We start from the raw sequence: 23,494 nt of genomic DNA, 5'->3' as shown, positions 1-23,494 counted from the left end.
CTGTTCGCAGGCGTCAGCAGCGGGGGAGACTGGCGTTCATTCACAGTATCGGCGGCGGCGCTGCACGTCCCCGGCTCGCAGGTGCTCCACGTGCAGACGGGCTGCGCTTCGCGCAAATACCTGTACAGCAGGGCATTCAGTGCGGTGTCGTCCCATGCTGGCGCCGAGATTCAGCCCGGTACCTTCCAGTAAAGCGTTCAATGCAGGGTCCATCGGCACCTGTTCATGTTACGCCGCCTGAACAGGCCCGGATCAGGAGGGAAGCCGCCGATTTCAGGTGGACCTCACCGCCACATCGGCCTCAGCCAGGTCCGCCACCAGCCGGAACGCGAGGTCCTCCGGCGTCCACCCCCCGCCGAGAAAGGCTGTGGGCGCCTTTCCTTGCAGCTTGTAGCGCGGCTGCGTCCACCAGCGGCGCACTTCATCTTCGGAAAGGGCGTTGTTCAACAACGTACACACGGTGGCGACAGCTGTCAGGCGCGCACTTGCTTCCTTTGTTGGTGTCGCGTCAGGCGCTTGGTCCGTCAGACGGCTGATCAGTTCGGCCCCCAGCATCAGTTGTGCTGCATCGGTAGGTAAAAGGAAACGCTTCATGGCAGCGACGTCCTCCTCGGTGATATGCACAGGCTCCAACGTCCCTTGCAGTACTTGGAGGTCAGCCAGCATGGCCGTACCGAGCGCCTCCAAATCAAGCTGCGTGGGGAGCGTGATGGCCGCCGCGATGGCCTCGCTCGCGAGCTCCTCAGCGGAACGGCCCATCATCGCCGACAATTGAAACAGCGCCTCGTACAGCGGACGCTCCAGGGGAACTGGGAGAATCACCGCATCTGAATCAGGCATACACTCCTCCTTCCGGCACATGTGACCGTTTCAGCCGCTGGGCTGATCAGTCGATCAGTACGCGCCGCAGCGCTCGGGTTGCCCGCCCACCGCTCTTTTTTAGAACGCAGCCCCCCAGGTGGGTGCCGCCTTGATTTTACAAAGGACGTAACGTGAAGCCCATATTCTTAAAATGGCTTATTGATATGCTGCTCATCTTCCGTTTGACCGGTGAAGTTCTGCATCGACGTGATGCCTTGCATGCTGGTGTCGCTGGTGGCGTACGTCCCTCTCATGACGGTGCAGCCCGGGTCCACGGCTGACCGCCTGCCTGCTGCACACCTTGCAGACGGCTCTGTGGTGGCGGGAACTTCCTTCGGTCGGCAGGCGGATTTTGACGAGACTGCACGGGATGAACGACGTGGTGGTGTTCGGCACCCAGAGTGGTGAAGTGATCGCGTGGCCTTGGAAGGAATCGGGGTGACGTCAGATGGTGGGTTCCTGTGACGCCTGGACGGCGAGGGTGCGTTGTCTGATTTCCCTGTCGAAGCCGGTAAAACTACCCATTCCTGGCTCCTGATGTGTTACGCTATAGACGTAATAGGAGCCTACATGCCAATTCCCGTGACCCTGATCGACGAGAGCACCGCCGGCAGCAAACGCACCTTCACCCTCGACTTTCTCGAGGAACACGTCACTGTTCGCGAGCTCATCCGCCGGCGCGTGTACGAAGAAGTCACGGAGTACAACGCCCGCCAGCCCGAGGTCTTCCAGGGTCTCATACAACCCACCGACGCGGAACGCACCCTGAACGGCTACCGGCTGAAGGCCTGGCGAAAGCTGGACTGGGAGGCCCAGTATCAGCGGGCCACCGAGGCGTTCAAGAAGCACGGTTTCGTGGTGCTCGTCGACGAACGACAGGTCGACGATCTCGACGAGCAGGTCCACCTGCGCCTTGACCGGCCGACGGAAGTCACCTTCCTCAAACTCGTCGCCCTGGTCGGCGGATGACGTGACGGTCACGGACACCCACACGGAAGCCCTCTCGTTCTTCCAGGACTTCATCATCGCGGCCGAACAGCGCCATCGTCAGACCGGCACGCTATATGGAACGAAACCGGCCGAGCTCCTGCCTGCTGCCCGCCTGAACCTCCCACCTCCTGTCGCCGTGCAGGTGGTGAACCTGGCGCTGCACGACGTGTGTCATGGGAGCCGGCACTGGTCGTTCAAGTCGGCGGAGGAGAAGCTCATCGTCCAGCTGGCCAGGCGGCATCTGCCGTACACAGCGGAAGACGCCCGGGAGATCGTCGGACGGCTGGCCCGGTACCCGAACCCGGCAGTCCTGCCCACCCGGGCCCTGCTGACCAGCCTGCTGGTCGGTCTCGGCCGTGACATGCTGCTGAGCTCCGCCCGCAGTGAACTGGAGGCGTTGGCCTCAGCCCTCGGTCATCACACCTGGGCAGACGCGCGCAAGCTCCACTCCTTCGTGGCCGAGCTTCTCCATGACGGTCCCTCCGGCCTGCACCTGGACGCGGACGTCTGGGGAGCGAGGGTGCTTCCGCTGCTGGACACGCTTTCCGAGCCTGTACAGTCCGCGTGGACGAACCTCCTCCTGCACTGCGCCTCCGCCAGTGGCAACACGCCAACAAAAGCCTGGCTCACCGAAGCGCAGACCCGCATGGATGCCCTGGGAGACGAACACTTTCTCCCTCTCGCCACCACGTGGCTGGCGCAGGCCGTCCCTGGTGGGCGTGCGGTACCTCCAGCGGAGCAGGCGGTGCCGGCCCGTCATCCTGACCTGTATGCGGCCCGCAACGCTGACCTGCTTCGCGGGCTCGCCTGGGTGTCTGGGCTGGTCCCTGATGCTCACCTCGCGGCGGTGCTGGGCGACCTGGCCCTCGCCGGCTACCGCAAGGTCAGCGGGCACGGTCCGCGATCCGTGAAAGTGGCGGGCGCCTGTGTGGCTGCGCTGCAACGCCTGCCGGGACTGCTCGGCGCCGGGCAACTGCTGCGGGTCGCTCAGGGCGTGCAGCAACCCTCCTACCGCGCGTCCCTGGACCGGGTGATCGAGGACATCGCGCAGCGTCTGGGCCTGAGCCGGGAGGACCTGGAGGAGATCGGCGTGCCGACCTTCGACCTGACGGACGTGGGCCAGCGGGACGTCCTCCTGGGTGACACCACCGCCGAGGTGCGCGCGGACGGCCGGACTGTCCAGCTGACCTGGCGCAACGAGAAGGGCCAGCCCGTCAAGACCGTACCTGCGCGGGTGAAGCGGGAATTCGCTGCGGAGCTCAAGGACCTGAAGGCCAGCGCCAAGGCCCTGGAGAAGGTTCTGGGCGCCCAGCGGGACCGTCTGGATGGACTGATGATGCTGGACCGCACGTGGACGTTTGACACGTGGCGGGACCGCTACCTCGACCACCCGGTGGTGGGCGTCCTGGCGCGCCGGCTCCTGTGGACCATCGACGGCCGCTCCGTTCTGTGGCACCAGGGAGTCCTCCGTGACCAGGGTGGGGAAGACGTCACGCCCTCGCCGTCCGCGGAAGTCAAACTGTGGCATCCCGTCCTGGCCCCACTGGAAGAGGTGCGGGCCTGGCGTGAACGGCTGGAAGACTGGCAGATGGTGCAGCCGTTCAAACAGGCGCACCGTGAGGTGTACCTCCTGACGGACGCGGAACGGGCGACCCGGGTGTACAGCAACCGCTTCGCCGCGCACGTGGTGCGGCAGCATCAGTTCAATGCCCTGTGCGCGGCGCGGGGCTGGCGAAACTCGCTGCGTCTGATGGTCGATGACGAGTACCCCCCGGCCACCCGGGAATTACCTCAATACGGTCTGCGCGCCGAGTACTGGGTCGAAGGCATCGGCGACGAGTACGGGCAGGATACGAACGAGACGGGGACGTACCTGCGTCTGGTCACCGATCAGGTGCGTTTCTACCGTCTGGACGCCGCGCGGAATTCCGCGCATGCGGGCGGAGGGGGGTATGGGCCGACCTGGCGCTTCCCGAATCCGGCGGAACCGGTCCCGCTGGAGGACGTGCCGCCGCTGGTGCTGAGCGAAGTGTTGCGGGATGTCGACCTGTTCGTGGGGGTCGCGTCCGTGGGGAACGACCCGACATGGCAGGATGGCGGGCCGCAGGGGCGGTTCCGGCAGTACTGGCAGCACTACAGCTTCGGGGATCTGGGCGCGACGGCGCAGACCCGCCGGGAGGTGCTGGCCCGGCTGCTGCCACGCCTGAAGATCGCGGGACGGTGTGAACTCACGGAGCGGTTCCTGGTGGTGCGCGGGGACCTGCGGACGTACAAGATCCACCTGGGCAGCGGGAACGTCCTGATGGAACCGAACGATCAGTACCTGTGCATCGTGCCCTCGCGGGGGCTGGGTGCCAACGAGGGGGAGAGCGTGTTCCTGCCGTTCGAGGGAGACGCAGTATTCTCGGTGATCCTCAGTAAGGCGTTCCTGCTGGCGAACGACACGACCATCACGGACGGCACCATCACGCACCAGATCATGCAGCGCTGACGGAGCACTCAGTCATTGCGGGGCGTCTTCGTGTTCTGAAGTTGTGGGCGGCAGTCTTGGAGGCTTCCGGTCTCTACCACGCTTGTGCAGGACTTCGTGACAGTCGATTTGGTGGACTGTCAGATGATCACCCGCCTGTCGCGCTCACGCAACGATTCCGTGGCAGCGCGGTCTATGCCTTCAGGCGTATGTTCCTGAAGGGCACCGGTCCCTACACTGGAGCGGCTGACTGAAGAGGGGGACGACTTCGAGGCCTTGAACGTGCTGATGGTCACGAGGTTGGAATGCACCCGCCTGGCTTCTCTGGAGGAGATCAACACCTTCCTGAATCGCTGGGTGGAACGGGTGGAGTTCGTCCGGGGAGCAGAGCATGTGGAGTTCCCGGACGATGTTCGTGACCTGAGTCGGACAGGCTGGCTGGCCGGGCTGCTGGCCCGCCGACGCGTGGTTGCGGCACTTCTGCGCGCCCAGCGGCGCCAGCAGACGGTCCGTATCGACCTTGGTCAGAGCGTGCTCGTCGGCGAGGTTGAGGCTCTGGAGTTCCTGACGTGCCGGCTGCGGGTGCCGCCCGGCCATGTCTTCGACGTGTCGCTGTGGAGCGTGGAGCCGGGTGACGTTCATGTCGTGGAAGACAGCCGGGATGTACCGCCTGCCGACCGGCGCCCTGCTGGACCCGGAGGGACTGCCGGTGTGGAGTTACGCCGAGCGCTGCTGGATCGAATCGACTCCTGAACCGATTGAAGGGCAGCAGGGGCTGAATGCGCTGTCCATCCGGGCCTGCCAGGCCATGGGAACGGTGGCGTTTCGCCGCTACTGCACCCACCATGGGCTGTCGCACCCGGAACTGAAGGCGTTCGTGAAGCACGGGTTTGCCATGGCGGACACCCAGGACATCGTCGGGTGGGAGCAGGACCAGCCACTCCTGGTGCGCGTCGGATTCGGCCATGACCTGCCCGAGCCGCTCCGGGAGGTCGTGGGCCGGCAGAACCTGTCCACCTTCCTGTACCTGCTCGGGCAGGTCACGTGGATCGGGTATACCGATCTGTACGGTGCGGTCACTTCAGCACCCTGGCGGCACCTGCGGGCGGCCCTTTCCGTGCTGGACGGGGAAGGGATCCCAAGGCCGCCCATCGAGCCGTTTCTCGAGAGTCCCTCGTCTGAGGTTCATGGCTGGGGTGAGCCCGTCAATGCCGCGGTGAAGCTGTCGTGGATGGCCCTCGACTCATGACGCGGGCTGGCGTCTCAACCAGGAAATAACCTGGCATCACGCTTGCTGATGGTCGAACATGCCCATCAGCGACTGCTGAACAAGGTTGCGAAATCAAAGGCGTCGTGCAGTTCGGATTCGCCTCCCTGCCGAATCGACACCGGCTCCGAGCACTGTTGAGCCAGCCAGTTCATTTCAACAGCCGTACCCTTGATGCGAACACGGTGGGGCAGAGCTTTGAGGCGTGCCAAGGTCGTGAGGTCGAGTGCCAGGGCGTGTCGGAGCCGTATCCATGTGTGCACCGAGAATGACTTTGCCCCTGATGACGGTTCGAGCAACCATGTTCCGTCTTGCTCGAGCAGCACATGGCGGTACGGCTCATCCGGCACGCCGACATCGTCGAATTCAAAAGCATCACTGCATTGCGCGCAGTGAAAGCCGAACCCCCACCGCAAGCCGTGATGCTCAGCCTGATACACGCTCGCGTGGTGCTGAGCGTGACACGTGGGGCAGTTGAAGGGGAGGATGGCGTTCATGCCTGCGGCTCAGCATGGACGTTGATGCCACCGTGGGCAAGTAGAACAGGAGTCAATAGATCGCCAACCGTATCCGCCTCATACCGAGCGTGCGCGCAGTGTGGCCACCAGGGCGGTGCGCGCCGCTGGTGTGAAGGTCCCTTTGCCATTGACGTCGCCTTCCAAGGCGCCCTCATCAAAGCGTGCCGCCCACCAGTCGTCCAGGAACCCCGGTGCGTACCCGTTCAGCCCGAACCCGCCCCGCGCGTCACGAAACCAGGCTTTGAGGATCTCGTGCATGTCCGCCCTTGTGATGCCTGGCCCTGTGGCGGTCTCGTGGAGCCACAGCATCACGTCGAAGACATGCCGTGAGCGCGGATCGTCATGCAGAGCAAAGTGGGTCTTCTCGTCGAAGACCTCCAGGCACGCGCGCCGCACCGCCTCCCGCACCTCCGGCAGGTGAGCTTCGGCGCGCTGCAACTGCGCATCCAGTGCCACTGGAAATGAGCCGCTCGTCAGCATCTTGCGCTCCTCGCGCTGCGCTGCGGCGTCCAGTGCCGCCTGCGAATCAACCGAGCGGATCAGCTGTAGGAAGGCCGTAAACCCCTGCGCCAGCACCTGGTGCGTTTCGAAGGGTGCGTCCGACTCATGGTCGATGAAGCGCACTGTGTGGTGAGGGTCATCCAAGCTGAGGGTGAACAGGTTCCCGCCTGGGTCGTCCGCGAACACCAGGGCGTCGGCCGGCAGGCCCCAGCCGTAATCCGCTTCGCGTCGGGCGGGTGTGCACAGATGCATGGTGTACGGTTCGTCCATGCCGTCTGGATCCAGCTGAAGAAAGCCGCCGAGCATGAACTCTTCGCCGTCCTGAGCCTCACCCAGCGTGACGACCGGATAGCCGCCGTTGTGCTTCAGCAGGAACTCGCGGTAGTCCGCAGGCAGGGGCCGGCCCAGCAAGGCCTCGAAGGCCATAACATCTGCTTCAGCCACGGGCGGGCTGGGTTCTTCGATGACGACGGGCGTGTTCACGTCCAACAAGCTGACTCGATCCACCCGCTGATCATCGCACGCATGGCGCGCTGCACAGCACTCAGAAATTCAGCTTGAACGGCGTGACCCGGCTCCGATAAGGACGTCAAATCAAGCAGCGCTGATCAAGGCTGTCAGGAGCGGTTCGCCTGGATGATCGGTGTCGCCACGTCCGACGAAGCAGCGGAGGAATGACGCGGAGGCTGATGCACGTTCAGGTCGATCAGTTCGCGCGCCTCTGTCCCCCACATGGCGTAAAGACGCCCTTCCTGGGCGATAACCAGCCGCCCCTGCTGGTCAAAGTCGGCCCATGATGCTCCCTCCAGCAGCGGCACCGGGTCTGGACCGTGCCAGGTGTACGTGACATATCGCCGGTACTGGGGTGAACTGATAAACCGCAGCTCCAGCGCCCTTTTCCTGAGCACCACCGGGTAGGCTTCGCCCATTCCCATCCACTGCTCTGGCCAGGCTGTGACCTGCCACCCGGTGCGCTTCAGAGCGAGTAGGACCGTGTCGACGCGCTCCCGGTCCGTGACTCCCTGAGCCGTGAACCCATTCGGCTGGATCAACGCCTTCAGGTCACGCGCTGAATGGTTGAGGGTCAAGGCCTGGTTGGCTGTGAACACGCCACCCCCGCTCCAGCCGTCGGAAGCATTCCACAGCCCCAGCGCCTTCACCCTCGGGGGACGGCACAACGCAGTCCAGGACCACATGTGCTCCCCGTCAAACGTCTCCGCGGCCGCCTGCACCCGGCGTTTGGCTTCGTTGCGCGCGACGTACAGCAGGTGCTGGCCGTCGGGAGAGAGGTCACTCATCCATTCGTACAGTCGGCCGTGGAACCAGGAGCCCTGGGTGATTTCGTCAGTGCGGGTGTTCCACAAGGACAGGTGAGTCCAGCGGCTGGGCCCACGCCGGAAGATGACGGCGGTGCTGGCTTCGCTGGCCAGCAGGACCCATATTCGGGCCGGGGCTGGGGCTGTGTGTGCGGGCCCTTTTGGCCGGATCATGGCGTCATCCTGGCATGCCGGGAACAGAGCTTTCTGCTTGTTCAGCGGGTGAACCGACGGGTATCGTTGGTCTGCCTTGTCAGACGTGCATCGTCAGGAAGGTCTTGTAGATGGTCGTCAGAAACTGGCTCCACTCCGGCACCCAGCCAGCCTAACACCGTACGCCCGACGCGTTCTTCCCGGCCCCCTGTGTCCATTCAGGCGACCGGGGCACCCTGTCTTACAGGCGCCCCGGCGGTAGGAAAGAAAGTGGCAAATTCAATCGTGCCCCAGGGTCATGTGATCGTTGCCACTCGACGCTTTCACGGTGGACAGGACCTCGGCGTCCTGCGCCAGGGCCCGGTCGTCAGCAGTCAGCGACAGGAAGGTCAGCATCAGGACCAGTAGGGTCATGGCAGCCAGCAACAGGACAATTTCCATACCTCAGTGTGAACCTGCTCCTCTAGGAGAAGATGACGCCGAGCTTCAGATGGCAGGGAGCTGGCGTTAAACAGATGCCCACAAACCGTTGAATTTTAAAGGTCGTTGTGCCAGCCCGTTTGCTCAGACGTGGCCTGAAAAGCGTGCTGCAGCACTGTGAAGTGTGCACCGAATTATTCTGCCCGGCGTCCCGACCATGTGCGTTATGAGAACATTCCTCAGGGCGCCGGTTCAGGGTGTGGCACGACGTAGGCTGATGTCCAGAGTGCCGGCTGCGGTGACCTCACGCTCGCCCTGGGTGCTGCGGGCCGTGAGAATTACGCTGTAGGTGTTGGCTCCGGTTCCTGGGGCCGCCCGAATCACAACCGGGAACGTCCCGCCTGCGCGCACCGTCGTCTGTGGCAAGGTCACACGGACGCCCGGCGAACTGCTGCGGGCGCTCAGGACAAAAGGTTTGGGGTAGTCCTGGACCCGGTAGCCACCCATCCGCCCGGTCAGGTTCCGGGTAGTGCCGGCCACAAGACTCAGGGTAGATATGGATTTCCGTGCTGGAGCTGGCTCGGCAGGCCTCCCCGCCTCCTGAGCGGTAAAGACGATGTACCCGCCCGCGCAGCCATTGCCCCGGAGCCTTCCAATGTCCTGAACCCCGACAAACAGAGCGGGCAGCAGGGAGGCCGTGACCAGGCCCAGGCCCAGAGCGGCGCGGCGTGGGCGGCGCCACTGGGTTGCCGTGAAACCCAGTCCACCCGGGCCGAGCAGCAGGGGAGGAAGCAGTGCCAGCAGGGTATAGCCCTCGCAGGGTCCGCTGAGCAGGGCGCCGCCCAGAACCCGCACCACCACAGTCAGGGCGGCGCCAGCAGCCCAGCCCAACATGAAACTCTGCAGTGCCCCCGCACCGAAACGAGAGACAGCTGCGGACGAGGAGGGGGGCAGGGTCATGAGGCGCAGGCTAGCGTGCGCCGCCCGGGCAAATGGACCGGAGCCCGGCTACCGGCCTGAGGGTGAAGCTACTCAGTTCTTGAGGCTGGGCAGCTGACAATCCGGACAGATGCCCATGAACTCCAGGCGCACATCGGTGACCTGGAATCCGGCGGGCAGGGCCACCGCCGGAATCAGCGGCACGGCCTCGGCCTTCACGTCGAAAATTGCCCCGCACGAGCGGCAGACCGCGTGGTGATGGTCCTGTCCGTCATGGCGGTAGTCGTAGCGGGTGGCCTGTCCGGCACGCTCGATGGTGACCACCACGCCGTCGCGCACCAGTGCGTCAAGCGTGCGGTAGACGGTTCCAAGGCTGACACTGGGCAGCTTCGACCGGACCTGGGTGTGAATCCAGGCGGCGTCGGGATGGGCGCGCGACGCCCGCAGCACCTCGATCACTGCTGCCCGCTGCCGGGTGTGCCGCACCATCGTCATGCCGACAGTCTAGCAAACCGGCTGACCCCGCCCTGACCTCCTTCCGAGGACTAGGACGTGACTTCGCTGCACCGGGTTCATTGCTTTCGTTCAGGAAACCACGTAAAACACTGAACGTGCCTGACCGCCTGCTGCCCCTGCTAAGTGCCCTGCCCCAGACAGGTGATGCACTGGGCGAGCGGCTTGGTGTCGGGCGCGTGACCGTTCATACCCTGGCCCGCCGACTGGCGGAGCAGGGTGTACCTGTGGTCGTCTCCCGCCAGGGATATGCGCTGGAACCCGGTACACCTGCCCCTGGACTGGTGCCGGTACAGGGCCTGTTTGGCCGGGCACTTCGGTATACCGGCACCACCACCAGCACCCAGGATGACCTGCGGCATTGGGCCGAACACGCCAAGAGCCCGGCGCCGCACGGCGCGGTGGTCGTTGCCGAGCGCCAGACCGCGGGCCGTGGCCGCCGTGGCCGGACCTGGAATACACCGCATGGCACCCTGGTCTTCAGCGTTCTGCTGTGTGCGCCACTGACCCTGCCAGAACTGGCCCTGATGCCGCTGGCCGCCGGAGTCGCCGTGCATGAGGCCTGCAGGACCGGGGGGCTCAAGTGGCCCAACGATCTGCTGACCTCCGACGGGCGCAAACTTGCTGGCATCCTGCTGGAAGCCGATCTGCGCGGTGAAGAGGCCCGCCGGGCTGTGCTGGGCATTGGAGTGAACGTGGGCAGTGCTCCAGAGGGGGCCGCACACCTGCACGAAACCCAGCCCGGGCTGACACGGGCCGAGCTGCTGGGACGAGTGCTGGCTGCCCTGGAGCACTGGCTGGGCCAGCCGGCGCAGAACGTGCTCTCGGCCTGGCGTGCAGCGAGCCTGACGCTTGGCCAGGCGGTCACCGTGACCACGCCGCGTGGGACCATCCAGGGCATGGCCTTAGACCTCGATGCCCAGGGCAATCTGCTGGTGCAGGTTACTGGCGGTCAGGTGCACACCATCAGCGCAGGTGACGTTCAACTGATCGGCTCCCTGCCTCTTTCTTCCCCTCCCGCTTCGTAAAAAAGGATATTCATGACCCAGATCACCCACCCCACCCTCGCCCGTACCCTCGTTCCTGCCAACAGCCTGACGCGCGACCTGCTGCTGGTCGCCGGAGGCGCCATTCTGGTCAGCCTGCTGGCTCAGGTCGAGGTGCCCCTCAAACCGGTGCCCCTGACCCTGCAGACCCTGGGCGTGCTGCTGGTCGGCGCGGCCCTGGGCTGGAAACGTGCCCTTGCGGCGCTGGGCCTGTACCTCGCGGCCGGTGCGGCTGGACTGCCGGTTTTTGCGGGAGGAAGCGGCAGTCTGGCCCGCATCCTGGGCCCCAGCGGTGGCTACCTGTTGAGCTACCCGCTGGCCGCAGCCCTGGTGGGATTCCTGGTCGAGCGCTTTGCCCTGGACCGCCGGTTCCTGGGCACGGCCCTGGCCATGCTGGCCGGCAGCGTGGTGATCTATGCGCTTGGTCTGCCCTGGTTGGGCATGGTCACCGGGCTGAAGGGACAGGCCCTGCTCAATGCAGGCCTGACCCCGTTCATCATCGGTGACCTGCTGAAGCTGGGACTGGCTGCCCTGCTGCTGCCTGCGGCCTGGACCCTGACCCGCAAACGCTGAGGCCCACAATCACGAGGCCCCACCGTGATAAACGGTGGGGCCTCGTGGCTTGGGACGGGTTGTCGATGCGTTCCCGGAAGAAAGCCCCGCCCGAAGTAAGCTCAGTGTGACGTGTGAAGTGAAGTGACACATCCGCCGAAAGGCTGAGTGGGTGCCGATACTCCCAGATCCGAAGGGTCAGCCTGACCCGGATCAGTAGTCCCGGGCAAACAGCAGCTGGCGCAGGTAGACGAAACGTGTTGTCGGGGGAGGAAGATAGGCTGCATCGTCAAAGCGGCTGTCATAGTCCCAGTTGCGGACCGGAGCGCCGTAATAGCACCCGGCATGGCTGCAGGGTGCCTTCCAGGTTCCTTTGGCATGGGCTGATACGCCCAGGCTGACAAAAGATCCCCGGTAACGAAGCTCCTTGCCATCCCAGCTTTCATGGAAACGGGGGTAATTTTCCAGGCCGCCGTTGTACCTGCCCGGCTCGGTGGCGTCTGTACCGGCCAGGAAAGCAGCGTTCACTTCGGTGCTGGTGGCAGGTGGTGGAGCGACGTCCCGTTTATGGGCGCGCGTATCACTCCAGTTGTTGGACAGCACATTGATGGAGTCCGCCAGGAGCGAGGCGGGCCGCCACTGGGCGCCGCCGAGCAGAGGTCGGCACGCCGCATGCTGAGCGTCCGGGTGGCATCGTTGTATACGACCCGCACCGCACTGGTGGTGCTCAGGGCGTGAGACCGGGCCACTTTCAGGGCCGCAGCCAAAGCTCGGGAATCGCTGAGTGCCGGCTTCTGGAGTCCACTGACGTTCAGCGCTGCGATGCTGGCCAGAACACCGATGATGCTCAGCACCACCAGCATTTCTAACAGGGTAAAGGCTTGTACCGGACTTTTTCTGCGCATGGGGCCTCCGGGACAGAGGCAGGAGAAGCTGTGCTCCCGGACCCGGCGTCCCATGTAGTGAAATTCCCCACATTTGGGGACGCCCGAATGTGCTTAGTGTGATCTTACCATTTTATGACGAAAATCTCACAATGTCAAGAGGTTAAACTCTGGAATACGGACGAAAGTCTGCATAGTGTGGGGCCGAGCCTGAACGAGCGCATCCTTGAAGCATGAAAACGCACGTGCCGCGTGGCGCGTTCTCGCGCCACCTCCAGAGCTTCCGACCCCTCTTTGGCGACCGACGCCTGTTCGATGGGTTCTCGACGACCCTGCACGGCATCCTCGCTTCCGGTGGTCTGCGTCTGTCCCAGATTGCCCGCTGTGCGCCCGGCAGCACATGCACAGCACACGCCGAACGTCGGTTGCGTCGTCTGATTCATAACCAGAACGCTCGGGCTGACCTTCGTCCTGCTCGCCTGACGGAATTGCTGACCGACCTGGGGGCCCGGCGGATGGCGGGGAGCGACGAAGTCCTGGTCATCCTCGACGAGTCCGATCTGCGCAAACCGCACAGCAAACGGATCGAGAACCTTGACCGCGTGCGTGCCCTGGATGGTACGTCGGTGCGGGGCTTCCATACGCTCACGACGCTGGGGATCGCTTCAAATGGAACGAGGGCGCTGCTGTACCAGACGAGCTTCAGCACCCTCGCCCCGGGCTTTCGCAGCCGGAACAGCGAGTACCGCAGCGCGGTACTCGCGGTGAAACACGCGCTGGCACAGCAAGGCGTCACGCGGCTGCTCTGGGTACTCGACCGAGGCTTTGATGCCATCGACTTCCTGCGTTTCCTGCACAAACAAGGGCAGTCCTTTGTCGTGCGTGCCGCTCACCTCGACCGCATGGTGCAGCTTGACGTGGGCCAGCGGTCCATGCCGCTCCACGAGGCGCTGGACCACGCCTCCCGGCTCACCACCCTGAGCGTCGAGAAAGCCGTGTTTGACGTGACGACCCGGCGGCATAGAACGGTAAAAGTTTACGTGCACGGCTGTGCCGTGCACCTGTCCGGTTCATCTGGCCTGGGGGGTACTGCGGTGCGCCTTGAAGCGAAAGACTTCAAAGACCCAGGCTGGGTACTGCTGAGCAATCTGTGCCTGGCGGCGGATGACGTTGCTGCCCGGGCCGGACTGGCCACCCGTCTGGTGCAGGCGTACCGTCAGCGGTGGTCGATTGAGGATGTCTTTGCGTGGACCAAGGGTGTGCTGGGGTGGGAAAGTGCCAGAGTCCTGCACTACGACGGTTTACGCGTGCTGGTCAGTTGCGCGTGGATCGTGGCGGCCTTTTTGTTTCAGCTGGGTGCCAGCCTGGACGACCGGCAACTTCACCTGATCGCCCACCTGGGAGGCTGGCGACCACATCAAAAACACCCGCCGGGAAAGCGGGTGTTGACCTGGGGCCTCGAACGCCTCGCGGTCTTCCTGATGATGCAGGAGCAACGCTCAGATCCCCATTGAAGAGACGAGATTTACGCCCTCCTGGTCGATATCTTTGCCCCCTGATCTTTTCGTCCGCATGTCAGGTTAAACCTGTGTCCTTCTGGGCATGTTCTCGTGCAGATGGCAAAAAAAGCCCCGGCTGCGATAGCCGGGGAAAGGATCAAGGAAAGAGTTACTCGGCCAGGGCCGGGTTGCTGGGCAGCTCAGGAGCGGTGCCGCCACGAATGGCGTTGAGCACCCGGTCGCGGATCTCCTGCTCCATCTCGGGACGCTCGGCGATATAGGCAATGGCTTTTTCCTTGCCCTGGCCGATGCGCTCGTCACCATAGCTGTAGAAGCTGCCGGCCTTCTTGACGATATCCATGTCGCTGGCCAGGGTGACCAGATCGCTGAGCTGGTCAAAGCCCTTGCCGTACATCAGGGTCAGTTCGACTTCCTTGAAGGGCGGGGCGACCTTGTTCTTGACGCTCTTGACCTTCACGGTGTTGCCCACCGCGTCGTTGCCGAGCTTGACCGGCTGACCGATCTTGCGCACGTCCAGGCGCACGGAAGCGTAGAACTTCAGGGCGCGGCCCCCGGTGGTGGTCTCAGGGTTGCCGTACATCACGCCGATCTTTTCACGCACCTGGTTGATGAAAATGGCGGCGGTGCCCGTCTTGGACAGGATCGCGGTGAGCTTGCGCAGGGCCTGGCTCATCAGCCGGGCCTGCAGGCCGGGAAGGCTGTCGCCCATCTCACCTTCGATTTCGGCGCGCGGGGTCAGGGCAGCCACCGAGTCCACCACGACCACGTCAATGGCACCGGAGCGGACCAGCAGCTCCATGATTTCCAGCGCCTGCTCGCCGTTGTCCGGCTGCGAGACCAGCAGTTCGTCGGTATTCACGCCCAGGGCGCGGGCGTACACCGGGTCCAGGGCGTGTTCGGCGTCGATAAAGGCGCAGGTGCCGCCGGCCTTCTGAGCCTGGGCCACGATGCTCAGGGCCAGGGTGGTCTTGCCGCCGGATTCGGGGCCGTAGATCTCGGTCACGCGGCCGCGCGGAATACCGCCGATCCCCAGCGCCAGGTCCAGGCTGAGGCTGCCCGTCGACACCGACTGGACGTCGAGCTTGCTCTCGGCGCCCAGCTTCATGATGCTGCCCTTGCCGAAGGCCTTCTCGATCTGGCTCATGGCCGTCTCGATGGCCTTGGTGCGCTCACGGGCGTCGGTGGGGGCGGAGAGTTCCTTGGTGCTGTCTTTGCTCATGCGGTCTCCTGCGGGGCCAGGCCCCGGAAACGGAAGGTGCTTTCGGTTTCGTAGATCGGGCCGGTCTTACGGAGGATGCTGCGGTACAGCACAGCGTGCCCGGCCTGCCAGCCCAGATCGAAGGTCAGAGGTGCGACCCGGGGGGCCGGGCCTTTCTTGCGTGCCATGGTGATATGCGCCTTGAACGGCAGGTTGTCGGTCTGGATGTCCAGGTTCTGGATGCCCTCGCGCAGCCGGGTGGCAAATTCCGTCAGGCCTTCGGCCTCCACCTTGGCAAACCACACGCGTGGACTGCCTTCGTTGGGGAAGTAGCCGGTGCCCCGCAGGCGGACCTCCATGGGCGCGACATCCTGGGTCAGCAGGGCACCCAGCCGCTTGAGGTCGTCGAGCCGCTCGGGCGGTACGGCGGGCAGGTACGCCAGGGTGACGTGCATCTGGTCGGGACGCACGGCCCGCCAGTTCCCGCGCAGGGCCCGCTGCGCCTCGGCCAGCGGCGTGCTGATGTCTGTCGGGACACGAAGGGCATAGAACAGCCGCAGGGTGCGCTCGGATGCTTCGTCGGTGTCGGGACGGCCTGCACCGGTCCGGCGTGCCGGAGCCGCCGCTGGTTGGATGGTCGCTTTGGCAGGCTCGTAGATGTCCGGGCCCAGGGGCTGGGTGGCCGGCTCGGTATTGCGCTGAGGCTTGTCGGCCCTGGGAGCCGGCCTGGGGGTGCGGCGGATCCGGGTCATGCCGGGACCTCCTGGCCACGCAGGCTGCGCTGGGCCAATGCCAGCGCCAGAACAGCTGCCCGCTCACGGATCTGTTCGGCATTTCCAGGCCAGTTCAGCGTGGCGGCGTGCTGGGCGTGGCCGGTGTCCAGTGCGACATAAGCCTGGCCCATCCGCTCGCCTTGAACTGCTGTGACCACCGCCAGCCCGACCTCGGCTCCCAGGTGCTCGCGCGCTCCGGCTGCCAGTTCACGCGCGGCCTGCTCGCTGACCAGTCCCTGCGCATGCAGGGTGACCGGTGTCAGGCCCAGGGTAATCAGGCGGCGGTGGTCCTGGGTTACGGCCGCGTCCAGGAAGGTCGGTTCATCGGCCAGCAGGGTGCACAGCGCTCCGGCGCTGCCGGCCTCGATGACCCCCAGACTGCGGCCCGCCAGGACATGGGTAACGGCGCCGGCCAGGGTATCGGCGCCCTCGCCCCAGATCCAGCGCGCCAGAATCTGGCGAACCTGCTCCAGAACAGGGGCGGCCAGCTCACGGGCTGCCTCAGGGGTGTCGGCACTGGCGGCCACACGGACATCCACCCCTGTTTTGCGGGCGTAGGTAGCCACGCTGGGATTGGCCTGCCGGGTCAGGTCGCCCAGCAGTTCAGCCAGCTGGCTTTCCCCGATGCCCTGCGTATGCACGGTGGTGGCCTGCAGGGCCCGCACCGGCAGCGGCAGGCGCGGCAGCACCTGTTTACGCCACATGGTGTGCATCTCGCGCGGCGGTCCCGGCAGGGCCACGATCACCTTTCCAGCAGTCCGCACATACCATCCTGGCGCGGTCCCGACCGGATTGGGCAGGGCCTCGGCGCTGGGAATCAGCCAGGCCTGCTTGCGGTTGATCTGCGGCATGACCCGGCCACGCGCGCTGTACAGTCCCTCCAGCCAGGCGATCAGGTCCGGGTCTTCGGCGGGTGTTTCATTCAGGGCCGCCGCGATGGCTTCCCGGGTCAAGTCATCATCGGTGGGTCCCAGGCCACCGCCCAGAATGACCAGGTCGGCGCGCGACAGGGCCAGCCGGACAGCGTCGGTGACACGTTCCAGGTTGTCGCCCAGCACCGTCTTCCGGTGCAGGGTCAGGCCCCTGGCCCCCAGTTCGCGGGCCAGGAAGGCAGCATTGCTGTCGACGATCTCGCCGAACAGCAACTCTGTCCCCACACTGATGATTTCTGCTAGCAGCATAACAACCTCACTGAACTATAGGTTAAAACGAAACGCACGTCCACCCCGAATAAGCCTCAGACATGGCCCAAGTGTAGGTCCCGGACCAGTCGTTCCCTCACCCAGGTTCAGGTTGCGGTTCCGTGGTGGGTGCGGCAGATGCCCGCCCAGCAGGAACCTGACAGAATTCAGGCCGCCACTGCGCGGCAGGCCGCCTCGCAGGCACGGCAGGCTTCAGCACACACCTGACAGTGCTGGTGGTGGCGTCCGTGCTGCTCGCATTCCTCAGCGCAGCGGGCGCAGGCCTCAGCACACAGCCGGGCAGCGTGCGCATACAGCTCACTGCCGCGCATCAGGAGCTGGGCAGTCAGGGCACAGACATCCGCACAGTCACGGTCCAGGCGAATACATTCGCGCAGCATGTCGATTTCCGGCTCGGTCAGGCAGGCCGACGCACAGGTTTCACAGGCCTTCAGACACCTCAGGCAGGCATCAAGGCATTCCTGCATCCGCTGAGCAATCAGTGCAGTCATGCCTCACCTTGGCACCGGTAGGTGGCAGCCAGATGGTCTGCTATTAAAGGAAGGTTCAGATGGCAGAACCTCGAAAAGCGAGGGTGCAGTGCAGCGTTTTCTGCAGCCTCTCGTGCCGCTGACAGGCGACACGAGGGCGGATTCTTCCACAGCTCAGACCTCTGACCGGCCCTGAACGCTGTGGGTCTTCAGAAGACGGGGTGCAGTTGCAAACCGGTCTTTCCATGGCCCGCTTTCAGCTCAAACCTGATAGCGGCGGGAAGTCTCAGGCCTGCTGCATGATTAACCCTGCCGGTCGTTGCCGTCGTGGGTGGGGCGGGGCATGGCGTCAGGAATGGTCGGCTCGGTGGACGCCGCCGGGATACCGGTGGTCATGCTGCCGGTGGTGGAGTTGCCCGTGACCGGATTGCCGGCCACTGGATTGCCAGCTGACGGGTTGCTCACGGCGCTGGGGGAGACGCCCGGTCCGGTAAAGGGGGTCGTGGGCTGACTGGTGAAGTCCGGGCGGTTGCCCGTCATGGTGGCCTCTGCTGCTCCGGGCACGATGCTCTGCTGGGCAGGTTGAGGCGCGCCAGAAGCGGTCTGGCCGTTCTGGGGACGGGTGTCGCCGCCCAGTTCGGTGATCAGGCGTTCGCGGGCGCTGATGTCCTCTTCAATGCGGCGGATCTCGGCGCGCACGCCCTGCAGCACTTCCATATCACTGCCGGCATGATAGGCGCGGCCCAGCCGGGCATAGGCGCTGTCCAGTTCACGTCCCAGCTGAAACGCCTCCACACGCAGCCGCGTGACCTGCGCGACTTCCTCACCCCGGCGCTGCGCGCGCTCGGCTCCGCGACGGACACTGTTCAGAATATTATCCAGCATAGGGGCAGTCTGCGCGTCCTGAACGGGGGACAGGTGAGGGCTGGCTTAGGAAACACTGGCGACCGGTGCGGCACTTTTCGAAGTGGTTCAGGACTGCTCGTGCTGTTGTTCCCGCAGGAGTACTGATGTTGCCCAATCGTGCGTGGCTGAAGATACAAGGTATGTGCGCCGCACCTTCTGCCCTGGCTGCGACCAGTGATCTCAGTGACGCCTTTCCAGACGCAAGCGGTGCTGCCTCCAGTATTCCGTGATTACGGAGCGGACGTCCGTTTCGGCGGAGCCGTGCAGACGCTGCGGGTCAGCGAGAATAACCCTCTTCTCCGCCAGCTGCTGGAAACCCCGGGCGAGGGCCGGGTGCTAGTGGTCGATGGAGACGGCAGTCTCAACTGTGCGCTGCTGGGTAGGCTGCTGGGCCAGCTCGCCGTTGACCACGGCTGGGCCGGTGTGACTATTCACGGTTGCATCCGTGACGTGGCCGAACTGCGCACCCTCCCCTTGGGTATCCGGGCCCTGGCCAGTCATCCCCGCAGGAGTGGCAAGGCGCCCCTGGGAGAGATCGGGGTACCGCTTGACTTCATGGGTGTCAGGGTGCAGCCGGGCATGACTTTGTATGCCGACGAGGACGGCATCCTGCTTCTGCCAGACACAGGAAGCATGGCGGCAGCCAATTGAGAGTTCAGGACTGGCAGACCACCCCGCCGGCCGCTAGCCTGTGCCGCGTGACGCCTTCTGTCTCCACTCCCAACCTGCCGGACCCAGGTCACGTGCCGCGGGTCCGCCCGCTGTGGGTGGCGCTGGGGCTCGTGCTGAGCAGCCTGGGAGTGGTGGGGCTGCTGGTGCCGGGATTTCCGGGAACGGTGTGGTTTGTGCTGGCGGCCGCAGCGTTCGCCAGGGGTGATCCGCGCTGGGAGGCCTGGCTGCTGTCGCGGCCCGTGGTGGGCCGGCTGATCGGCGACTACCGCGCTGGGCGTGGCATGCCACTGCGTGCAAAATGGATCGCCTGCAGCTCTATTGCGCTGGCGGTGGGATTCAGTATGGGCCGGCTGCCGGGGCTGGCCGCGCAACTCGTGTGGGTGCTGGTGGGGCTGGCGGGCGTGGGGTTCATCACGCTGCGCGTGCCCACCGGCCGTTAAGGGAACAGGCATGCTGCGGGATTTTCTGGACCGCCTGGGCGAGGCCGACAACCTGTTGCCGCGTTACACCGCGCCGCGCTGTCTGCTGGAAAGGCAGTCGGTGGGAGGATGCGATGCGTGCCACACCACCTGCCCCCACCAGGCCGTGCAGTTCGGGCCGCTGGGCGCCAGTATCCAGATCGACCCGGATCTGTGTACCGGCTGCGGCCTGTGCGTGCAGGTCTGTCCCAGTGGAGCGCTGGAATACGGCCTGCAGCCGGCATTGCAGAGCGTACATGACCAGCGGGTGGGCACTGAGAATGCTGGCGGTACGCCAGACGCCGGAGCGACACTGGCCTGCACACCCAGTGGAGCCGGTGGGCCGACCCTGCCGTGCCTGGGCAGGGTGACGCCGGCGCTGGTGGCCGCCGCCGGCGCCTGGGACACGCCACTGACGCTCATTCATGGGGACTGTGCGGCCTGTCCGGTAGGCGCGCCTGACGTGCCAGAACGTGTGACACGTGTCGTGGACGAGGCGCAGCAGCTGCGGGCCTCGACCGGCCGTCCGGCGCAGGTCATGGTGCGCCGGGCCACCGACGAGGACCGCAGCCGCAGACATGGCATCAGCCGACGCGGTGCCTTCAAGGCCCTGCTGCGGTCAGGCCAGCAACAGCTGGCCCAGGCCCTGCCCGACCAGCCGCTGCCGTTTGTGGACTGGAGCGTGCCAGAAGAGCGCACGCCTCAGGAATGGAAATGGCGTTTGCGGGCCCTGTCGCCTGCCCCGCCGGAAACCACAGGGGTACACTGGCCTGCCCCGCTGGTGGACGAAAAGTGTATCGACTGCCCGGTATGTGCCAACGTCTGCCCGACCGAAGCGATCACCCGCGACCTTCAACCAGGGGGCGGCGTGCAGCTGCTGCTGGACCTGAATGCCTGCACCGGCTGTATGGCCTGCCTGCATTCGTGTCCGCCGGGCGCGATCTATGCCCAGGATGAGTGGCTGCCAGCGGCTTTCCGCGCACCGATCCTGCTACGTGAAAGTGACAGCGTGATGTAACTGTCTGGTGACGGACCTGGGGCCTGGATCCCCGGTGGCGTCCGCTATCCTGCCGCGATGCGTCGCGCGCTGGTTCTGATTCTGCTGTTCGGCGGCCTGGGGGGCGCACAGCCATCTGGGCGTGCTCCAGCCGACGTGACACTGCGCGAAGAGGTGAAGCCGCAACCGGCTCCGGGCTTAAGCTCTGGCGTGCGCGCGGCCCTAAGCGCGGTGCCCCCGGGCGTACGCGTGGGGCTGCTGGTGCGCGACGCCGCGAGCGGTCAGGTCCTGGAGGCCCTCCAGCCCGACCAGTCTTTTATTCCTGCCAGCACCGTTAAACTCGTGACCGCCGCTGCGGTCCTGGCCGAGCGTGGCGGCGCTCAGGGCCACTGGAGCACTGAGCTGACCGTTCCTGCCGTTCAGGCTGGTCGCAGCCGCGTCAAGGCGGTGACCCTGCGGGGCAGCGGCGATCCCACCCTGAGCATTCGGAATGGTTCCTACAGCCTGCGCTCCCTGGCGCAGCAGGCCTATGCCCGGGGCCTGCGTGAAGTCGGAGAGGTCCGGGTGGCCGATCAGACCCTCGACCCCCACACCTGGCAGGACGTTGCCATTGGTGTCCCCATGACCGGGTTGCGTCTGGCCGACTGGCGTGACGGTCCCCCTGCGGTGGCGGATCAGGCCCGGGTCCGTCTGGCCGCTGCCCTGATCGCCCAGCTGCGGGAGGCTGGAGTGCGCGTCACCTCAGATCGGGTGAGTCAGGCGGCCCGTTACCGCCCCTACGTGCCGCCCCCACGCGTGGATGACCGGGGCCGCACCCTGCCACCAGACCCATACGTGCCGGTCTTCCGCCGTCCCGAGCAGGGCATAGCTAGCGTACGCAGCACCTCAGTGCTTGGGGAGCTGGCCCGCACCCTGCGCCCCAGCGACAACCTGCGGGCCGAGGAACTGCTCGCGACCCTGGCCATCCGGCCACGCGGCAACGGAACGCTGCGGGGTGCCCTGGCCCGTGAGCGGGACCTGCTGCGCCGCCTGGGCGCCGACCTGAGCGGCGTGGTGCTTGCCGACGGCAGCGGCCTGAGCCGCGAGAACCGGCTGACCCCCCGCGCGCTGGCCCAGCTGCTGAAGGTCATGTATGACCTACCCTACCCCAGCCGGACGGGACTCCGTCACATCCGGTTTTTTGCTCAGCGCGCTCTGCCTGAACGCCTGTACCGCAAACGGCAAAACGCTTTTATCGAGGCCCTGCCACAGGCGGGGACCGGCGAGGATCTTCCGCGGCATGACGGGCGGGGCGGCACCCTGGCCCTGCGCCTGCAAGGCAGTGGCCTTGACGTGCGGGCCAAGACGGGCACCCTGCCCGGCGTCAGCGCCCTGGCAGGGTACCTGACGGCCAGCAGCGGCCGGCCCCTGGTGTTTGTGGTGCTGATGAATGGCCCGGAGTCAGCCCCGATTCTGACCCTGCGCGACGCTCAGGACCGCGTGGTGCAGGTGCTGGCAGACGCTTACTGAGATGGCTGTTGCCGCAACCATCCAGCCGGGACAGTTCACGTCCCTGCCCATTGCCTGGCCTACACTCGGGCCGTGATGACTCAGGGAGCTGGATTGAAGGGCAAACAGGTGGTCGTGGCAACCGGAAACGCCGGCAAGGTCCGCGAGATCGAGCAGGCGCTTGCCGGGCTGGGCTGGCAGCTCACGGCGCTGGGGGCGGTGACGCTGCCCGAGGAAACCGGCGCCACCTATGAGGAAAACGCCGCCCTGAAGGCGTGTGCCGCCGCAGTGGCCAGCGGGCTTCCGGCACTGGCCGACGACTCCGGCCTGGAAGTTGAGGCGCTTGACGGTCAGCCCGGCGTGTACAGTGCCCGTTTCGGCAACCGCCCCAATGACCAGGAGCGCAATCTGTACCTGCTGGAAAAACTGCGGGGCGCGACCAACCGCCGGGCCAGATTCGTGTCAGTGGTCATTCTGGCCTATCCCGACGGGCACCTGGAGACCTACCGGGGTGAGATGTCCGGCCAGCTGCTGGAAGGGCCCCGTGGTGAGAATGGTTTCGGCTACGATCCGCTGTTCGTCCCGGACGGCGAGACGCGCAGCCTGGCCGAGATGACGGTCGAGGAAAAGCGCGCCATCAGTCACCGGGGCCGGGCCCTCGCGGCATTGCAGGCGGCCCACCAGCATGGCCTGCCCTCCCGTCAGGTCAGCGTGATGGAGTAACTGGATGATGAAACGAATGGGCACCGCCAGGCGCCTGTGGCGGCAGGGCCGCTGAAACGCACCCGCCCAGACAGACTTCGTCAGACCGAGGCAAAAGAAAGAGCCGACCGGCACACGGTCGGCCCTTTCTTTTGCAGCGGGTTCAGGCCTGGGCGTGTTCCTGCACGTCGCTCTTGAGGCGTTTGAGGATGGCGCCCATGCCGCGAAGGCGCATGGGGGTGATCAGTTCGGTCAGGCCCATGTCCAGATAGAAGGAGTCGGGGACGCTAAGGATGGTGTCCGGGTCCTCGCCGCTGAGAGCCTCGTGCAGAATGCCGGCGTAGCCGCGCACGGTGGGGGCTTCCTCAGGCACCTTGAAGAAGAGGTTCATGCCGCCCTGGTCGTCACGTTCAGTGACCAGGAAAAACGGGCTGGTGCACTCGGGAACTGGCTGCAGAAACTCGGGGTGCTCAACATATTTTTCAGGCAGGGCCGGCAGCTTGCGGCTGTATTCCAACAGGGCCTGAAGGCGCAGGGCCTTGGGGGCGCTGCGAAACATCGTTACGATGCTCTGGAGCTTTTCGGGCAGGGGAGCGGCGTCGGGTTGGGTCATGTATCCACTGTACCCCCGCCCCCCGAGGGGGTATGGTAAGCCCTGTACAGTTGAGTGGTTTTGTA

At 65.3% G+C, this 23,494-nt stretch carries 27 protein-coding genes; 12 read left to right on the top strand and 15 right to left on the bottom strand.

Annotated elements, in window-relative coordinates:
- Positions 1 to 273: 273 nt before the first annotated feature.
- Positions 274 to 840 (bottom strand): hypothetical protein, encoded by a 567-nt coding sequence (locus IEY49_RS08600; protein ID WP_189006841.1) that lies wholly within the window; start codon positions 838 to 840, stop codon positions 274 to 276.
- 591 nt (positions 841 to 1,431) lie between these two features.
- Here IEY49_RS08600 and IEY49_RS08595 point away from each other — a divergent pair.
- The 4 genes from IEY49_RS08595 to IEY49_RS08580 all read left to right on the top strand — a co-directional run bounded on the left by IEY49_RS08595 (position 1,432) and on the right by IEY49_RS08580 (position 5,570).
- Positions 1,432 to 1,830 carry a hypothetical protein gene (locus IEY49_RS08595; RefSeq protein ID WP_189006838.1) on the top strand — a complete coding sequence of 133 codons (399 nt, stop codon included), beginning with the start codon at positions 1,432 to 1,434 and terminating at the stop codon, positions 1,828 to 1,830.
- 1 nt (position 1,831) lies between these two features.
- Positions 1,832 to 4,342, top strand: coding sequence for a DUF4132 domain-containing protein (locus IEY49_RS08590; RefSeq protein ID WP_189006835.1), 2,511 nt, complete (start codon positions 1,832 to 1,834; stop codon positions 4,340 to 4,342).
- Between the two features lie 255 nt (positions 4,343 to 4,597).
- Complete coding sequence (locus IEY49_RS08585; protein ID WP_189006832.1) at positions 4,598 to 5,074, top strand: hypothetical protein; 477 nt, start codon at positions 4,598 to 4,600, stop codon at positions 5,072 to 5,074.
- Positions 4,962 to 5,570, top strand: coding sequence for a hypothetical protein (locus IEY49_RS08580; RefSeq protein ID WP_189006829.1), 609 nt, complete (start codon positions 4,962 to 4,964; stop codon positions 5,568 to 5,570). Before IEY49_RS08585 ends, IEY49_RS08580 begins: the two co-directional genes overlap by 113 nt.
- Before the next feature lie 65 nt (positions 5,571 to 5,635).
- Here the strand turns inward: IEY49_RS08580 and IEY49_RS08575 are convergent, their stop codons facing one another.
- The 6 genes from IEY49_RS08575 to IEY49_RS08550 all read right to left on the bottom strand — a co-directional run bounded on the left by IEY49_RS08575 (position 5,636) and on the right by IEY49_RS08550 (position 9,930).
- Entirely contained in the window at positions 5,636 to 6,085 is a 450-nt protein-coding gene (locus IEY49_RS08575) for a hypothetical protein (protein WP_189006826.1), read from the bottom strand.
- 78 nt (positions 6,086 to 6,163) lie between these two features.
- Positions 6,164 to 7,090 (bottom strand): SMI1/KNR4 family protein, encoded by a 927-nt coding sequence (locus IEY49_RS08570; protein ID WP_189006823.1) that lies wholly within the window; start codon positions 7,088 to 7,090, stop codon positions 6,164 to 6,166.
- A gap of 134 nt (positions 7,091 to 7,224) precedes the next feature.
- Complete coding sequence (locus tag IEY49_RS08565; RefSeq protein ID WP_189006820.1) at positions 7,225 to 8,097, bottom strand: hypothetical protein; 873 nt, start codon at positions 8,095 to 8,097, stop codon at positions 7,225 to 7,227.
- Between the two features lie 258 nt (positions 8,098 to 8,355).
- The gene (locus tag IEY49_RS08560) at positions 8,356 to 8,517 is read right to left on the bottom strand and encodes a hypothetical protein (protein WP_189006817.1); all 162 of its coding nucleotides are present in this window, start codon (positions 8,515 to 8,517) and stop codon (positions 8,356 to 8,358) included.
- 231 nt (positions 8,518 to 8,748) lie between these two features.
- A complete protein-coding gene (locus IEY49_RS08555) occupies positions 8,749 to 9,456 on the bottom strand; it encodes a hypothetical protein (RefSeq protein WP_189006814.1) in 708 nt (235 codons plus the stop codon).
- 72 nt (positions 9,457 to 9,528) lie between these two features.
- Positions 9,529 to 9,930 (bottom strand): Fur family transcriptional regulator, encoded by a 402-nt coding sequence (locus tag IEY49_RS08550; RefSeq protein WP_189006800.1) that lies wholly within the window; start codon positions 9,928 to 9,930, stop codon positions 9,529 to 9,531.
- A gap of 116 nt (positions 9,931 to 10,046) precedes the next feature.
- Between IEY49_RS08550 and IEY49_RS08545 the strand changes: the two genes are divergently transcribed.
- Entirely contained in the window at positions 10,047 to 10,976 is a 930-nt protein-coding gene (locus IEY49_RS08545) for a biotin--[acetyl-CoA-carboxylase] ligase (RefSeq protein ID WP_189006797.1), read from the top strand.
- Between the two features lie 12 nt (positions 10,977 to 10,988).
- Entirely contained in the window at positions 10,989 to 11,567 is a 579-nt protein-coding gene (locus IEY49_RS08540) for a biotin transporter BioY (protein ID WP_189006794.1), read from the top strand.
- Between the two features lie 192 nt (positions 11,568 to 11,759).
- On the opposite strand, the gene IEY49_RS08535 is transcribed toward IEY49_RS08540, so the two are convergent.
- A complete protein-coding gene (locus IEY49_RS08535) occupies positions 11,760 to 12,074 on the bottom strand; it encodes a hypothetical protein (RefSeq protein WP_189006791.1) in 315 nt (104 codons plus the stop codon).
- On the bottom strand, positions 12,071 to 12,451 hold the full coding sequence (locus tag IEY49_RS08530; RefSeq protein ID WP_189006788.1) for a pilus assembly FimT family protein: 381 nt from the start codon (positions 12,449 to 12,451) through the stop codon (positions 12,071 to 12,073). Before IEY49_RS08530 ends, IEY49_RS08535 begins: the two co-directional genes overlap by 4 nt.
- Positions 12,452 to 12,663: 212 nt before the next feature.
- On the opposite strand from IEY49_RS08530, the gene IEY49_RS08525 reads away from it, so the two are divergent.
- Positions 12,664 to 13,944 carry a transposase gene (locus IEY49_RS08525; protein WP_189006785.1) on the top strand — a complete coding sequence of 427 codons (1,281 nt, stop codon included), beginning with the start codon at positions 12,664 to 12,666 and terminating at the stop codon, positions 13,942 to 13,944.
- A gap of 154 nt (positions 13,945 to 14,098) precedes the next feature.
- On the opposite strand, the gene recA is transcribed toward IEY49_RS08525, so the two are convergent.
- The 5 genes from recA to IEY49_RS08500 all read right to left on the bottom strand — a co-directional run bounded on the left by recA (position 14,099) and on the right by IEY49_RS08500 (position 18,478).
- Complete coding sequence (recA, locus tag IEY49_RS08520; RefSeq protein WP_189006771.1) at positions 14,099 to 15,169, bottom strand: recombinase RecA; 1,071 nt, start codon at positions 15,167 to 15,169, stop codon at positions 14,099 to 14,101.
- Complete coding sequence (thpR, locus tag IEY49_RS08515; RefSeq protein ID WP_229780709.1) at positions 15,166 to 15,900, bottom strand: RNA 2',3'-cyclic phosphodiesterase; 735 nt, start codon at positions 15,898 to 15,900, stop codon at positions 15,166 to 15,168. Before thpR ends, recA begins: the two co-directional genes overlap by 4 nt.
- On the bottom strand, positions 15,897 to 17,102 hold the full coding sequence (locus IEY49_RS08510; RefSeq protein ID WP_189006768.1) for a CinA family nicotinamide mononucleotide deamidase-related protein: 1,206 nt from the start codon (positions 17,100 to 17,102) through the stop codon (positions 15,897 to 15,899). Before IEY49_RS08510 ends, thpR begins: the two co-directional genes overlap by 4 nt.
- Positions 17,103 to 17,269: 167 nt before the next feature.
- A complete protein-coding gene (locus IEY49_RS08505) occupies positions 17,270 to 17,614 on the bottom strand; it encodes a four-helix bundle copper-binding protein (RefSeq protein ID WP_229780708.1) in 345 nt (114 codons plus the stop codon).
- Positions 17,615 to 17,896: 282 nt separating this feature from the next.
- Entirely contained in the window at positions 17,897 to 18,478 is a 582-nt protein-coding gene (locus tag IEY49_RS08500) for a hypothetical protein (RefSeq protein ID WP_189006765.1), read from the bottom strand.
- A 204-nt stretch (positions 18,479 to 18,682) separates the two neighbouring features.
- On the opposite strand from IEY49_RS08500, the gene rraA reads away from it, so the two are divergent.
- The 5 genes from rraA (at position 18,683) to rdgB (ending at position 22,837) form a co-directional block, all read left to right on the top strand.
- Positions 18,683 to 19,150, top strand: coding sequence for a ribonuclease E activity regulator RraA (gene rraA / locus IEY49_RS08495; RefSeq protein ID WP_229780707.1), 468 nt, complete (start codon positions 18,683 to 18,685; stop codon positions 19,148 to 19,150).
- Positions 19,151 to 19,197: 47 nt separating this feature from the next.
- Complete coding sequence (locus tag IEY49_RS08490; protein WP_229780706.1) at positions 19,198 to 19,611, top strand: YbaN family protein; 414 nt, start codon at positions 19,198 to 19,200, stop codon at positions 19,609 to 19,611.
- 10 nt (positions 19,612 to 19,621) lie between these two features.
- Positions 19,622 to 20,647 carry an ATP-binding protein gene (locus IEY49_RS08485; RefSeq protein WP_189006762.1) on the top strand — a complete coding sequence of 342 codons (1,026 nt, stop codon included), beginning with the start codon at positions 19,622 to 19,624 and terminating at the stop codon, positions 20,645 to 20,647.
- A 57-nt stretch (positions 20,648 to 20,704) separates the two neighbouring features.
- The gene (locus IEY49_RS08480; protein ID WP_189006759.1) at positions 20,705 to 22,135 is read left to right on the top strand and encodes a D-alanyl-D-alanine carboxypeptidase/D-alanyl-D-alanine-endopeptidase; all 1,431 of its coding nucleotides are present in this window, start codon (positions 20,705 to 20,707) and stop codon (positions 22,133 to 22,135) included.
- Positions 22,136 to 22,210: 75 nt separating this feature from the next.
- Entirely contained in the window at positions 22,211 to 22,837 is a 627-nt protein-coding gene (gene rdgB / locus IEY49_RS08475; protein ID WP_189006757.1) for an RdgB/HAM1 family non-canonical purine NTP pyrophosphatase, read from the top strand.
- Positions 22,838 to 22,979: 142 nt separating this feature from the next.
- On the opposite strand, the gene IEY49_RS08470 is transcribed toward rdgB, so the two are convergent.
- Positions 22,980 to 23,429 (bottom strand): SufE family protein, encoded by a 450-nt coding sequence (locus IEY49_RS08470; protein WP_189006755.1) that lies wholly within the window; start codon positions 23,427 to 23,429, stop codon positions 22,980 to 22,982.
- Positions 23,430 to 23,494: the final 65 nt, after the last annotated feature.

The organism is Deinococcus malanensis (genome assembly GCF_014647655.1).
Classification (GTDB): Bacteria; Deinococcota; Deinococci; order Deinococcales; family Deinococcaceae; genus Deinococcus; species Deinococcus malanensis.
Note: the sequence above shows the minus strand (reverse complement) of the source record. Positions and strands in the feature narration are given on the sequence as shown.

Coding starts and splice junctions, on each gene's coding strand:
- IEY49_RS08600 (WP_189006841.1), bottom strand. CDS start 840: ATGCCTGATTCAGATGCGGTGATTCTCCCAGTTCCCCTGGAGCGTCCG.
- IEY49_RS08595 (WP_189006838.1), top strand. CDS start 1,432: ATGCCAATTCCCGTGACCCTGATCGACGAGAGCACCGCCGGCAGCAAA.
- IEY49_RS08580 (WP_189006829.1), top strand. CDS start 4,962: ATGTCGTGGAAGACAGCCGGGATGTACCGCCTGCCGACCGGCGCCCTG.
- IEY49_RS08575 (WP_189006826.1), bottom strand. CDS start 6,085: ATGAACGCCATCCTCCCCTTCAACTGCCCCACGTGTCACGCTCAGCAC.
- IEY49_RS08565 (WP_189006820.1), bottom strand. CDS start 8,097: ATGATCCGGCCAAAAGGGCCCGCACACACAGCCCCAGCCCCGGCCCGA.
- IEY49_RS08560 (WP_189006817.1), bottom strand. CDS start 8,517: ATGGAAATTGTCCTGTTGCTGGCTGCCATGACCCTACTGGTCCTGATG.
- IEY49_RS08555 (WP_189006814.1), bottom strand. CDS start 9,456: ATGACCCTGCCCCCCTCCTCGTCCGCAGCTGTCTCTCGTTTCGGTGCG.
- IEY49_RS08550 (WP_189006800.1), bottom strand. CDS start 9,930: ATGACGATGGTGCGGCACACCCGGCAGCGGGCAGCAGTGATCGAGGTG.
- IEY49_RS08540 (WP_189006794.1), top strand. CDS start 10,989: ATGACCCAGATCACCCACCCCACCCTCGCCCGTACCCTCGTTCCTGCC.
- IEY49_RS08530 (WP_189006788.1), bottom strand. CDS start 12,451: ATGCGCAGAAAAAGTCCGGTACAAGCCTTTACCCTGTTAGAAATGCTG.
- IEY49_RS08525 (WP_189006785.1), top strand. CDS start 12,664: ATGAAAACGCACGTGCCGCGTGGCGCGTTCTCGCGCCACCTCCAGAGC.
- recA (WP_189006771.1), bottom strand. CDS start 15,169: ATGAGCAAAGACAGCACCAAGGAACTCTCCGCCCCCACCGACGCCCGT.
- thpR (WP_229780709.1), bottom strand. CDS start 15,900: ATGACCCGGATCCGCCGCACCCCCAGGCCGGCTCCCAGGGCCGACAAG.
- IEY49_RS08510 (WP_189006768.1), bottom strand. CDS start 17,102: ATGCTGCTAGCAGAAATCATCAGTGTGGGGACAGAGTTGCTGTTCGGC.
- IEY49_RS08505 (WP_229780708.1), bottom strand. CDS start 17,614: ATGACTGCACTGATTGCTCAGCGGATGCAGGAATGCCTTGATGCCTGC.
- IEY49_RS08500 (WP_189006765.1), bottom strand. CDS start 18,478: ATGCTGGATAATATTCTGAACAGTGTCCGTCGCGGAGCCGAGCGCGCG.
- IEY49_RS08485 (WP_189006762.1), top strand. CDS start 19,622: ATGCTGCGGGATTTTCTGGACCGCCTGGGCGAGGCCGACAACCTGTTG.
- IEY49_RS08480 (WP_189006759.1), top strand. CDS start 20,705: ATGCGTCGCGCGCTGGTTCTGATTCTGCTGTTCGGCGGCCTGGGGGGC.
- rdgB (WP_189006757.1), top strand. CDS start 22,211: ATGACTCAGGGAGCTGGATTGAAGGGCAAACAGGTGGTCGTGGCAACC.
- IEY49_RS08470 (WP_189006755.1), bottom strand. CDS start 23,429: ATGACCCAACCCGACGCCGCTCCCCTGCCCGAAAAGCTCCAGAGCATC.